The 13140-nt window shown below is 34.6% G+C and carries 11 protein-coding genes; 5 read left to right on the forward strand and 6 right to left on the reverse strand.

Going from position 1 to position 13140, the window contains the following annotated elements:
- The first annotated feature begins 160 nt into the window (after positions 1 to 160).
- The 3 genes from GQ45_RS02360 to GQ45_RS02370 are packed head-to-tail and all read left to right on the forward strand — an operon-like array spanning position 161 to position 4081.
- A complete protein-coding gene (locus GQ45_RS02360) occupies positions 161 to 2257 on the forward strand; it encodes a M1 family metallopeptidase (RefSeq protein WP_047414767.1) in 2097 nt (698 codons plus the stop codon).
- Between the two features lie 3 nt (positions 2258 to 2260).
- Positions 2261 to 3181 carry a patatin family protein gene (locus GQ45_RS02365; RefSeq protein WP_047414769.1) on the forward strand — a complete coding sequence of 307 codons (921 nt, stop codon included), beginning with the start codon at positions 2261 to 2263 and terminating at the stop codon, positions 3179 to 3181.
- A gap of 3 nt (positions 3182 to 3184) precedes the next feature.
- Complete coding sequence (locus GQ45_RS02370) at positions 3185 to 4081, forward strand: patatin family protein (RefSeq protein WP_047414771.1); 897 nt, start codon at positions 3185 to 3187, stop codon at positions 4079 to 4081.
- 235 nt (positions 4082 to 4316) lie between these two features.
- Here GQ45_RS02370 and GQ45_RS02375 read toward each other — a convergent pair whose 3' ends face one another.
- From GQ45_RS02375 to GQ45_RS02390, 4 genes are all read right to left on the reverse strand, one after another.
- Positions 4317 to 4835: a hypothetical protein gene (locus tag GQ45_RS02375; protein WP_047414773.1), complete on the reverse strand. Its 519-nt coding sequence runs from the start codon at positions 4833 to 4835 to the stop codon at positions 4317 to 4319.
- Between the two features lie 192 nt (positions 4836 to 5027).
- Positions 5028 to 5708, reverse strand: a complete 681-nt coding sequence (locus GQ45_RS02380; protein ID WP_156125331.1) for a hypothetical protein — start codon at positions 5706 to 5708, stop codon at positions 5028 to 5030.
- 269 nt (positions 5709 to 5977) lie between these two features.
- Positions 5978 to 7255 (reverse strand): amidohydrolase, encoded by a 1278-nt coding sequence (locus GQ45_RS02385; protein WP_047414776.1) that lies wholly within the window; start codon positions 7253 to 7255, stop codon positions 5978 to 5980.
- Between the two features lie 3 nt (positions 7256 to 7258).
- Positions 7259 to 7798, reverse strand: coding sequence for a DsrE family protein (locus GQ45_RS02390; protein ID WP_047414778.1), 540 nt, complete (start codon positions 7796 to 7798; stop codon positions 7259 to 7261).
- 168 nt (positions 7799 to 7966) lie between these two features.
- Here GQ45_RS02390 and GQ45_RS02395 point away from each other — a divergent pair, with 168 nt between their 5' ends.
- Positions 7967 to 10297: an ATP-dependent helicase gene (locus GQ45_RS02395; RefSeq protein WP_047414780.1), complete on the forward strand. Its 2331-nt coding sequence runs from the start codon at positions 7967 to 7969 to the stop codon at positions 10295 to 10297.
- A gap of 73 nt (positions 10298 to 10370) precedes the next feature.
- On the opposite strand, the gene GQ45_RS02400 is transcribed toward GQ45_RS02395, so the two are convergent.
- On the reverse strand, positions 10371 to 11222 hold the full coding sequence (locus GQ45_RS02400; protein WP_047414782.1) for an alpha/beta hydrolase: 852 nt from the start codon (positions 11220 to 11222) through the stop codon (positions 10371 to 10373).
- A gap of 99 nt (positions 11223 to 11321) precedes the next feature.
- On the opposite strand from GQ45_RS02400, the gene GQ45_RS02405 reads away from it, so the two are divergent.
- Positions 11322 to 11942: an L-threonylcarbamoyladenylate synthase gene (locus GQ45_RS02405; protein ID WP_047419933.1), complete on the forward strand. Its 621-nt coding sequence runs from the start codon at positions 11322 to 11324 to the stop codon at positions 11940 to 11942.
- Between the two features lie 273 nt (positions 11943 to 12215).
- Here the strand turns inward: GQ45_RS02405 and GQ45_RS02410 are convergent, their stop codons facing one another.
- The gene (locus GQ45_RS02410; RefSeq protein ID WP_047414784.1) at positions 12216 to 13067 is read right to left on the reverse strand and encodes an OmpA family protein; all 852 of its coding nucleotides are present in this window, start codon (positions 13065 to 13067) and stop codon (positions 12216 to 12218) included.
- Positions 13068 to 13140 lie beyond the last annotated feature (73 nt).

Genomic DNA, 13140 nt, shown 5'->3' on the forward strand with positions numbered 1-13140 from the left:
ATTACACGTTCAATTAAAAAACTACAACTATAATTTGGTTTGTTTTTTAAGACAATGCGATTTTGATGTTTGGTTGCTGTAAATACCTTATAATGCTTTAAATCAAGACCTAGTTGGGACTATTGTAGGCTTATTCTGTTTGAATAATTATATTTGTCCTATGACACGAAACTTGCTCCTTCTTTTATTTTTTATAGTTTTTCCCAAAGCCACGCTAATAGCCCAAATTCAGGGCGAGGTTGATTTTGAAAGCGCAAAAATTTCTTTAGAAATAGCTCCTGTAGAAAAAAAAATCAGCGGTACTGTGGCTTATAATTTTAAAGTTTTGAATGCTGTAGATTCCATTTTTTTAGATGCCAAACAAATGAAATTTGTAAGTGTTCATTGCAATGGTAAAAAGATTAAATATAAGAATAGTGGCGAGCAAATAATTATATATAAAAAATTTAAAAAAGGATCCGATCATTCTTTAACGATTCAGTATACGGCTATTCCTGAACAAACAGTTTATTTTGTTGGTTATGATGATGTTGTTCAAGGAAATGAGCAGATTTGGACGCAAGGACAAGGGAAATATAGCAGTCATTGGGTGCCTAGTTTTGATGATGTCAATGAAAAGGTGGAGTTCGATATCACCATCACTTTTGATGCTAGGTATCACATCATTTCAAATGGAAAATTAATAGCATCCACCCCGAATAACAACCAAACGACTACTTGGTCTTTCGATATGCAAAAACCGATGAGTAGTTATTTGTTGGCTTTTGCTATTGGAAATTACACGAAGGATACCATCCAAAGTACAAGCGGAATCCCGATCGAATTATATCATTATCCGCAAGACAGTCTAAAGGTAGAACCAACGTATCGTTTTACAAAAACAATGTTCGACTTTTTAGAAACCGAAATTGGGGTACCGTATCCATGGCAAAATTATAAGCAAATTCCGGTCAAAGATTTTTTGTATGCAGGAATGGAAAACACCACGGCTACCATTTTTTCCGATGCTTTTGTGATAGATTCCGTTGCTTTTACGGATAAAAACTATGTGAATGTGAATGCACACGAATTGGCACACCAGTGGTTCGGAGATATGATTACTGCAGTAGATGGAAACCATCATTGGCTGCAAGAGGGTTTTGCCACCTATTATGCCTTGTTAGCTGAAAAAGAGATTTTTGGAGATGATTATTTTTATTGGAAGTTATATGAAACTGCCGAGCAGCTTTATGTTCTGTCAGAGGAAGGAAAAGGCGAAGCCTTAATGAACGCTAAAGCTAGTAGTTTAACTTTTTATCAAAAAGGTGCCTGGGCTTTGGTGCTCCTAAGAAATGAAATTGGTGAAAAAGCCTTTAAAAACGGAATTAAAAACTACTTAGAAAAGTATAAATTTAAAAATGTAACAACTCAAAATTTTATATTTGAAATGGAGCAGGCGAGTGGTATGGACTTCTCTAATTTTACATCGGAATGGCTGATAAGCACTAGGTTTCCCATTAGTAAGGTTATTTCATTTTTAACTATTAATGCTAAAAGTTTAGCGTCGTATTTTGAGCTCAAAGAAACAGAGCAAAAAAAGCTAGACGAACATGAACAATTAAAACTTATAGAAGATATTTATCATGAAACAAGGTCTACAGCCTTAAAAAGGCAATTGATTTTAGACTATTTTCCATTATTTTCTGAGGATTTTGTTTTAAAAATTATAGCATCTAAAGATCTTCAAATTCGCCAAGCCTTACTTTTGTCAACTGAGCAAATTTCTGAAAATCTAAGAGGTGCTTATGAAAGCTTATTATCGGATAAGAGCTATATAACGGTAGAAGCTGCCTTATTTAAATTATGGGCTAGCTTTCCCGAACATCAAAAAAAATACTTAGATAATACGCAGGCTGTTATTGGTTTTCCTGATAAAAATGTTAGATTAATCTGGCTTACTTTGGCCATTGCTACGCCCAATTATAATGGTCTTAAAACAAAAGAATATTTTGATGAACTTAGTGCTTACACCAATTCGGAATTCTCGATAGAAACACGCCAAACGGCTTTCAGCTATTTGCATCAAACTTTGGGATTAACAGACACTAACTTAAAAGACTTAGCTAAGGCCGCCATGCATCATAGTTGGCAGTTTAGAAAATTTGCGCGAAATTTAATTGAGGAAATACTGAAAGACACCGATTATAAAAATAGATTTACAGCGCTGATAACTACGCTAAATTTAGAAGAACAACGTTATATAAAAAGTAAACTGTAAAAAATGAGAGCTTTAGTTATTTCAGGAGGTGGTAGTAAAGGTGCTTTTGCAGGTGGCGTAGCACAATATTTGATTGAAGAAGCGCATCACAATTACGATTTATTTATTGGCACGTCAACAGGTAGTCTTCTAATTTCGCACTTGGCCTTACATAAAATTGAAAAAATAAAAGAAATTTATACCTCGGTAACACAAAATGATATTTTCAGCAATTGCCCCTTTAATATTCATAAAAAACATGGAATTGAAACAATTGGTGTGCACCACTTAAACGTTTTAAAAAACTTCTATAAGGGTAGTAAAACTTTTGGCGAAAGTTATAATTTGTTGCAATTAATAAAAAACACGATCAGTTTAGAGGAATTTGAAGTTTTAAAAAATGGACCTAAAGAAATCGTTGTTACCGTTTCCAATCTTTCCCTAAATCAGGTAGAATATAAGTCTATCAACGACTTTAGTTATGATGAGTTCTGTGAATGGATTTGGATTTCTTGTAATTATACCCCTTTTATGAGTCTTGTAAAAAAGAACGGGTGTGAATATGCTGATGGTGGTTTAGGTACCATGGTGCCTATTGAAGATGCTATTCGACGCGGTGCCACCACCATCGATGCCATTATATTACAAACAGAAGTAACACATTTAAACAGAATGCCCTCAAAAAACGTATTCTCCTTATTAACCAATATGTTTGCGTTTATGCTGGACCGTATTGAGCATCAAAATATAAGAATAGGTAAGTTTGTGGCCAACCATAATGGGGTGATTATTAACTTTTATTACACGCCAACTGTTTTAACGACTAATTCTCTTATTTTTGACAAAGATAAGATGACTACATGGTGGCAAAGTGGTTTTAATTATGCCAAATTTAAGAGTACAGAGAGTAGTGAGTTAGAACCTCAAACCCAACTTAATTTATAACATTTGAAAGCATTAGTAATTAGTGGTGGAGGCAGTAAAGGTGCTTTTGCGGGTGGTGTGGCACAATATTTAATAGAAGTTAAAAAAAAGCAATACGACCTTTTTTTAGGCACTTCTACGGGTAGTCTTTTAATTCCACAATTAGCCCTAAATAACATCGGTAAATTATATGATATTTATACCAATGTAAATCAAAACTCTATTTTTAGTCTAAATCCGTTTATCGTCAAGAAAAGAGATAATAGAGAGTATGTGACTATTAATTATTTCACCACCTTATTGCAATTTATCAAACGGAAAAGAACTTTCGGTGAAAGTGGGGCATTGCGTCGTACGATTAAAAAGAATTTTTCTCCTCAAGAATTTCAAGAACTCAAAAAATCGAATAAAACGCTTGTAGTGACGGTATCAAACCTATCCAAAAATAGGGTAGAGTATAAGCAATTAACTGATTTTAATTATGATGAATTTTGTGATTGGATTTGGATTTCCTGTAATTATATTCCCTTTATGTCTTTGGTGACTAAAAACGGTTTTGAATATGGCGACGGTGGCTTGGGTTGCGTTGTGCCCATTCGTGAGGCCATTAAGCGAGGTGCTACAGAAGTTGATGCTATTATTTTAGAATCAGAAAATTTAAATCAGCATAAAGTTTTAGGTAAAAATCCGTTTTCATTGATGCTCAGTATTTATGGTTTTGTATTAGACCAAATAGAATATCATGATGTTTCCGAAGGGGTATTATCTGCAAAACTTAATAATGTAAAACTCAATTTATATTATACACCAACAAGCCTTACCGAAAACTCCTTAGTTTTTAATAAAAAATTAATGCACGATTGGTGGCTACAGGGCTTCGGTTATGCAGAAGCAAAATTCAATGGTGTTAAAGAAAATTAGGTATTCGTTCATGCTTGTTCGAAAAAAATAATATTATCGCTATTTTGTTTTGAACTTGCTCTCGAATTACGTAGACTTTAAAATTGCTGGGTATTGCCTTGACCTAAATTTTAAGGTGCTGGCAGATTTTTGGATGGTTGTTTGCCATACAATGTCACATGGTAAATCATCAGATCTTCAAATTGGTAAATCAGTGCAATGCTACATGGAAGGCATTGTATCCTTCATCATTTTTTTACCACAAACTACTAATTTCTTTTTTGACAAAAGACAAAGCTGTTCCGGACGGGGAGGCTTTATCCATCGTATCACTCAACACATCTTCTCGTAATTTATCAGCCGTCTCGGAGTCGCTCATGGCCGCTTTTCTGATCGATTGAATTGTGGCGCTTTTTGCCGCCTTGATGATATTCCAGCAGTCATCGGTAATGTATATTTGTTGAGAAAGATTGTGCTCAAATTCCGTTTCAATACTTCGAATTAAAAGCGATTCATAATCGTTCTTATTGGTAGATTTTGGAACAACACGTACCACAAGACTCGGAATTGAAATTCGTTCTAAAAACAATGCCATTCGCTCATAAGCCTGCAAACGAATGGGTAAGGTACTTTTTTGAGTATCTTTTTGCAACAGGTATCGTCTACGACCTTCTTCATTCTTAGTATGTAGTTTAAAAAAATAAAAGGCAACAACGCCTGTGACTACAGCTGGTAATAAAAAAGCAAAGGCTTGTAGAATTTGATCTCCGTTCATAATACGTTTGGTTTTATTTAGTTTACCTTTTTTAAACGACTCTTTTTTTAAAAAAGTATTTCCTATTCCTTTTTTTATAATTCCAAGAGCTGCTAGTTTGATACTTTTAGTTGATCAAACAATAATTTGATATGAAAGCCTTATTAAAAATTTAATTTTTATAAAAAATGTAGCAACTTAAGGGTGGAAACCTTACTTGTTCGCCGCTTTAAATTGTTCGCGAAGTTCAAAGTAAAAGGCATCAAATTTTGGAAATACTTTGATACTCATTCCCTCTGAAAAAGCGCCATCTTTTGCTGTAGGATGTATCCGGTTTGCATTAATACTATGTTTTTTTAAAAATAAATTCACCAACATGGTGGCTTGATTCAATGCCACATCAAATTCCCCAGTATTGGTGAGCGTTTCAACCACGATATTTGTATCTCGGTAATTTTTTAAAACCGTTGCTATTTGGCTGACCATCGATTCTGAGTTTGCTTTTTGAGCGGCATCTTTACTCACTAAACCTTCGCGGATAGCTTGGTTTAAAGAAATAATGACAGCCCCATTTGATACACTGATGTTCGCCGATTCTCCTAAGGCTTTTTTAAAATCAGTGAGCACCAATAAAGCAAGGGAGTCATGACTACTAAAACGATCTGTGATTTTTTTTAATTGAATTTCTTTATCCCGTAAACTTTCTAATGTTTTACCGATATTTTCAGATTTTTCGATAGAAGCAGAAGTAAAATTATTGATATTTTGCATTAAAGATTTATTGGTCTCTAATAATTCATCTGCTTGTACTTTATAGGAGTCAGCTTCTGTTTTGCTGACAATTTCTTTTTTTCTTGAAATAGCCAATTGGTTTTGAATCGAATCTTTAGCCATTTTTAAACTTTCGATCTCGAGAAGTAAGTCGCTCTTTTTTTGAGCTTGTATGGGGCTTATGCCTAGTAAAATGATAAATAAGAAAAAAGAATATTTAAGCATCATCAAAAGTATTAATTTGTTAAGGTGATTTATAATTCGTTTAATTTAAATTTTATAGTATTTATGGTTGTCCTTTAAAGTGATCAATTCGTTGAAAATGAGCAAAATAGTGTAGTAGTAAATTAATTGCTTAATCTATGAGGGACTAATAAACTGACACAGTAATGCTAACTTTTATTCAAAAAATCTAAACTCATGGCTGTCATTGTTTTAACGCCCAATAATAAGCCACTATCATCGATTTTAAAATCAGGAGTATGGTGTGGGAAAGCTTGAGTGTTTCCTGGTGTCATTCCTCCTAAGAAGAAATAAAAACCGGGAATGACTTTTTGAAAATAAGAAAAATCTTCAGCACCCGTTACCGCTTTTTGGGGTATTACCCTATCTTTTCCAGCTACACGTTCTAAAGTAGGAAGCATTTGCACTACTAAATCAGGATCATTATAGGTTATTTCTGTACTGTTGATAATTTCAATAGTGGCATCGCCACCATAAGCTTTTGCTAGTGCAGGTACCATTTCTTGCATTCTGCGATTAATTAGTTTCTGCATGTCGTAGTCCAGAGTCCTTATGGTTCCAATCATTTCAGCAGTTTCTGGAATAATATTAAACCGCACGCCACTGGTAATTTTACCAACGGTAATTACTGCTGCTTCGTTTGTAAGTTCTGCTTCACGGCTAATAATGGTCTGTAAGCCATCAATAATTTTAGCACTAATTAAGATAGGATCAACGCCAGACCAGGGTTGAGAACCATGACTTTGCTTTCCTTTGACTTGAATCACAAATCGCTGTGCAGCGGCCATAGTACCACCTGATTTGTAACGAATTGTCCCTACAGGCGTACTTGAATTAATATGTAATCCAAATATCGCATCAACTTTAGGATTTTCTAAAACACCTTCTTTAATCATCAAAGAAGCTCCGCCTTCTTCCCCTGGAGGTGCACCTTCTTCGGCAGGTTGAAAAATAAACTTAACTGTACCTTTAATTTTATCTTTATTTTTAGAAAGCACTTCGGCAACGCCCATTAAAATAGCAATGTGGGTATCGTGACCACAGGCATGCATGACACCTACTTTTTCTCCGGCGAACTCACCAATTTCAGATGATTTAAAGGGTAAATCATTACGTTCAGTAACGGGTAGGGCATCTATATCTGCGCGCAAACCTATTACCTTACCTGGTTTATCACCTTTTAATATACCTACCACTCCTGTTTTTGCTACACCTGTTTGTACTTCTATTCCAAGTGATTTTAAATGTTTGGCTATTTTCTCCGCTGTCTTAAATTCTCTATTTGATAATTCTGGAAATTGATGAAAATCTCTGCGCCAATCAATTACTTTAGATGCTACTTTTTCAAAATCTTTTTCTAATCCAGCGTTTTGTGCTAAAAGGATTCCTCCGCAAAAAAGGCAAAAAATAAGTATCAGTTTAGTCATAATTTAAAATTTTATCAGGTTATAATCGTTTTTTTGTAATTGGATTAGCGCTGTCATTGCTGATAATGCAACTTGTACATTGGGAAGCAACTCTTCTTTGCTAAAGCCTCTGGAATGTATGGACTGCCCACAAACAATCACTTGCCCGCCAGCAGCTTGAAGTGCAGAAATAAGTTCCGCATTCGGGTTGTTAGTTCCATATCTTTTTTGATATGCCTCGTTACTCATAAGATCTTTTGTTGCCAAATTATGCAGTATTAAAGCAACTTTAAGATTTTCCGGTGGAACCCCTGCTTGAGCATGCATATTTAAAAAACGAGCAGCAGTTTCTATAGACTTGTTGAGTTCCCCTTGGTTATCAGGAGTACTCATGATATCAAAAACAGCTTTAAATTCTAAAGAAGTATCTGTCTTAAAATCTGGATTTTCAATTTTAGATACTTTTCCAAATTCCATAATGACAGGACCAGCTGCCCTATCTTGTGCCCATCCAGAAAAAAGAAAACCACACAAGGCGATACTCCATAAAAATATTGGTTTCATTATCAAACAGTTATAAAAATTAAGATAAACTAAATTACTCTAGTCTTTCAAATATATTGAAATTCAATAGAATGAGGTGCTATTGTTCATAATTATTGAAAATAGCATTTTAGTTTGCTAGCAATAATCGTTAATTTCACGCCTCCTTAAAATAATAATCAAATACACTTGGAAAACTATATTAATCAGTTAAATGAAGCTCAGAAAGCACCCGTACTGCATAAAGATGGCCCCTTAATTGTTATTGCAGGCGCTGGTTCAGGAAAAACACGTGTTTTAACCTTTCGTATTGCTTATTTGATGAGTAAAGGCATTGATGCTTTTAATATTTTGGCGCTTACTTTTACGAACAAAGCAGCGCGAGAAATGAAAGACCGTATTGCTAGTATCGTTGGAAATTCTGAAGCTAAAAACTTGATGATGGGTACTTTTCATTCTGTTTTTGCAAAATTATTGCGTTATGATGGCGACAAATTAGGTTTTCCTAGCAATTTCACCATATATGATACCCAAGATTCTCAACGCTTAATTGCAGCCATCATTAAAGAAATGGGCTTAGATAAAGACATCTATAAATATAAGCAGGTACAAAATAGAATATCATCCTATAAAAATAGCCTAATTACGGTGCGGGCTTATTTTAATGATACGGACTTACAAGAAGCCGATGCTATGGCGAAAAGACCTAGAATGGGTGACATTTATCAGAATTATGTGGATCGATGCTTTAAAGCAGGAGCGATGGATTTTGATGATTTACTACTGCGAACGAACGAATTATTAAATCGTTTTCCTGAGGTACTCGCCAAATACCAAGATCGTTTTCGTTATATTTTGGTGGATGAGTACCAGGATACGAATCACTCACAGTATTTAATTATAAAAGCCTTGTCTGATAAGTTTCAAAATATTTGTGTAGTAGGTGATGATGCACAAAGTATTTATTCTTTTCGTGGTGCTAATATTAGCAATATTTTAAATTTTCAAAAAGATTACGATGATGTTGCGATGTATCGCTTAGAACAAAACTATCGTTCTACCCGAAATATTGTAAATGCTGCGAATTCTATAATTGCCAAGAATAAAAATCAACTAGAAAAAATTGTTTGGACCGATAATGATGATGGGGCAGCTATTATAATTCATCGCAGTCCTACAGATGCTGAAGAGGGTAGGTTTGTAGCGGGTTCTATTTTTGAAAATCGAATGCAGCACCAAATGCCTAATGGAAATTTTGCAGTGTTGTACCGAACAAATTCACAGTCGCGAGCCATAGAAGATGGCTTAAGAAAGCGGGATATTCCGTATCGTATTTATGGGGGATTGTCATTTTACCAACGAAAAGAAATAAAGGATATATTATCCTATTTGAGATTGGTCATAAACCCTAAGGACGAGGAAGCGTTAAAAAGAGTCATTAATTTCCCTGGTCGGGGTATAGGACAAACAACGATTGATAAATTGGTAGTCGCTGCAAATCATTATGGTCGTTCTATTTTTGAAGTTATTGAAAACATCGATAAAATAAATTTAAAGATTAATTCAGGGACAAAAAATAAATTGGTCGATTTTACCACCATGATTAAAAGTTTTCAAATCATGAATGAAACGAGCGATGCATTTGTTTTATCTGAGCATGTGGCTAAGAAAACAGGAATTTTATTAGAGTTTAAAAAAGACGGAACACCGGAAGGGATTGCCCGTATGGATAATATTGAGGAGCTACTGAACGGTATTAAAGATTTTGTTGAAGGGCAAAGAGAAGTTGTTGATGCTACCGGAAATATTAGTGAATTTTTAGAAGATGTAGCCCTGGCGACAGATTTAGATAACGATAAAGGAGATGATGATCGAGTGGCCTTAATGACCATACATTTAGCGAAAGGCTTAGAATTTCCGTACGTATATATTGTAGGGATGGAGGAAGATTTGTTCCCGTCTGGCATGAGTATGAATACGCGGAGTGAATTAGAAGAGGAGCGTCGTTTGTTCTATGTAGCACTTACTCGAGCAGAAAAACAAGCCTATTTAACCTATACACAAAACAGGTATCGTTGGGGCAAACTAATCGATGCAGAACCAAGTCGTTTTTTAGAAGAGATTGATGAGCAGTATGTTGAAAATTTAACGCCTATTGATAAAGCGGGTTACCGCTATAAATCCTTAATTGACACTGATATTTTTGGCGATGTTGATAAAAGCAAATTACGTCAAGATAAACCTAAAAGTGGCGTACCACCAACCAATCTACGACCTAATGAAAATCAGCTACAAAAGCTAAGGAGGTTGAAACCAGATTTAGCACAGCCAATTGGTAATACGAACGTTATTGATCCTAAGCTACAGGAAGGTAGTCTTATCAATCATACCCGATTTGGCAGAGGTAGGGTGCTTAAATTAGAAGGTGTTGGTAATGATCGAAAAGCTGAAATTCAGTTTGATGGCGCAGGCATAAAAAAATTATTACTGCGTTTTGCAAAATTAGAGGTTATAGAATGATTTGTTGGGGCTGGTATAGCTGCTTTTAATTTTTTTGAAAAAAAACACAACTGTCATTCCTGAACGGCCTTATTTACTGATGAGTTTCTATAAACGCTTTAAGTCGAACAGAAGTATCTAATAAAGGTAACAAAATCCATCCATGACCTTCATTTTCATACACTTTTAGTTCATGAGGAACTTCTAATTCTGTTAACCTAGCGGCTAAGGATTGCCATTGCGAATTTGGTATTAGAGGATCAACTCCCCCATAAAATAAGGCTGTAGGTGGCGATGTACTTTTAACTTGATACAAGGGACTAGCTGATTTCAGAAAATCAGGATCCGTTCCAAATTGCCCGATCATAGATTTTAAACCTTGATTTTCAGTATTTTGATAGCTATCATCCATTAAATTTGTGGGTCCAACAATGCTACACACCCAATTTACTTGATGAGTAGTATCAAAGGCATAAGACCAAAGTAGGGATAAATGACCACCAGCACTTACACCAATAAAACTTAATTCTTCTCCAAGGATATATTCTTGCTTTTTCAACTTTAGATGATCTACTACTGCCGTAATATCGTTGACTTGCATAGGATGAGGATTCTGGTTTCCAGTCACCAATCGATAATTTAAATTAACGACCGCCATGTTTGGAAAATTCTGTTGTATAAAATCTTTAAATCCGTTCATTTCAACTTTATCGCCTTCAAACCAGCCCCCACCATGAACTAGTATCACTACTTTTGTGTTAAAGTTTCTCTCTTTTGGAAGATAAATATCATAGACCTGTCGCGGATCATCACCATAAGAAATGTTACCCAATTGTTGGTATGTTAATTTTGAAGGCCCATTGCCTATTTCTGAATTTGTAGTTTCGCAATTACAAAAGCTTAAAAGTAAATATAGAAGCCCAAAAGAGAAAATAGTAATTTTCATGCTGTATTATTTAAATAGCAAAAGCTAAAAACTCGCCCTAAGCTTTTAATAGATGAAATTTTGATGTATTTTGTAAAACGTTTTATTTCATATAAAAGTATGGCTGAATTTATAAAAATATATCCTGAAAATCCTAATCCTAAGGAGGTTAAAAAAGTGGTTAGCATCCTACAAAAAGGGGGGTTAGTTATTTATCCTACGGATACTGTTTATGGTTTGGGTTGTGATATCACCAATTCCAAGGCTTTAGAAAAGATTGCCAGAATTAAAGGGATAAAATTAGATAAGGCTAATTGGTCTTTTATTTGTGCAGACCTCAGTAATTTATCAGACTATGTAAAGCAAATTGATACAAAAACCTTTAAGATTTTAAAGCGTGCACTGCCTGGCCCCTATACTTTTATATTACCCGGAAACAATAATTTACCCAAAGAATTTAAAAAGAAGAAAACCGTGGGGATAAGAGTTCCTGACAATAGCATTACTAAGGCTATTGTTGAAGCCTTAGGAAACCCTATTGTATCGACTTCAATTCGGGATGAGGATGAATTGTTAGAATATACGACAGACCCAGAATTAATCTACGAAAAATGGCAAAACTTAGTAGATCTCGTGATTGATGGTGGTTATGGGGATAATGTGGCATCTACAGTGATCGATTTATCCGAAGATGAACCTCTTGTTATAAGAGAGGGCAAGGGAAGTATTGATATTTTCTAAAAAAAGTGCATCTGCTTTTGGATGAAGTTGTTGTGTAGTGCGATTTAAATTTTTTGTCTTTCCCTTCCATTGTATTTAATGGTTGATCTAAAGCTACATACCCGAACGTATCACGAGCAATAGCGGCAAAATATTTTAAGAAAAAACTTCCAATTAATTTTAAATCTACTGAGCTAAACAGTACCACGCCAAAATGTTACCCCTGTATTTAAAATTTAGATAAAAAAAAGTCCGCTCAAGGCGGACTTTTTAATATGTTCTAATTTTTAAGAATTAGTTGATTTTAGGATCTTTCATTCCTTCTTCAATCATTTCGTAGAATTGGTCTATTTTTGGAAGTACAACAATACGTGTTCTTCTATTTTTAGATTTATCTGTCGCAGATACAGGAACATATTCTGATCTTGCCGCTGCAGTCATACGCTTAGGATCAACATTGTAATCGTTCTGTAAAATACGAACTACAGCCGTTGCACGTTTAGCACTTAAATCCCAGTTGTCTAACAAGGTACCATTTCCTCTGTAAGGTACATTATCTGTATGGCCTTCTACCATGAAGTCGAAATCTGGCTTATTATTTACCACTTTCGCTACTTTACCTAATACCTCTTTAGCTCTACTAGTTACGTTATAGCTACCACTACTGAATAATAATTTATCAGATATAGATACAAATACAACACCTTTTTCAACGCTAATCTCAATATCTTCATCATCAAGATTTCCTAAAACACCTTTTAAGCTTTGAACTAAGGCTAAGTTTACAGAATCTCTACGCGTAATCGCATCGTTTAATTTTCTGATCGTTAAATCCTTTTCTTGTAAACTTTCTAATGATTTTTCTAAATTTTGAGCCCCTTTAGAAGATAAGGTGGTCAAGTTACCCATGTTGTTAATCAAATCTTGATTGTTACTTTTTAGGAATGCATTTTGATCTTCTAAAGTCTTTAAACGAGAACTAGCAGATGCCTTTTCTTCCAAACAACTGTTTAATTTAACCGTTGCAGAATTTAATAAATCCTGAGTTTCTTGATTCTTCGCTTCTAATTCAGCGTATTTTTTTTGTGACACACAAGAGGATAACAATAACATAACCCCTAAACTGCCTAAAATTATTTTTTTCATAAATGTTAATTCTTAAATTAAATTGTTAATTCTACGCAAAATTATACAAATAAAAATGCTGTTAGCATTACTA

The organism is Cellulophaga sp. Hel_I_12 (genome assembly GCF_000799565.1).
In the GTDB taxonomy this organism is placed as follows: domain Bacteria; phylum Bacteroidota; class Bacteroidia; order Flavobacteriales; family Flavobacteriaceae; genus Cellulophaga.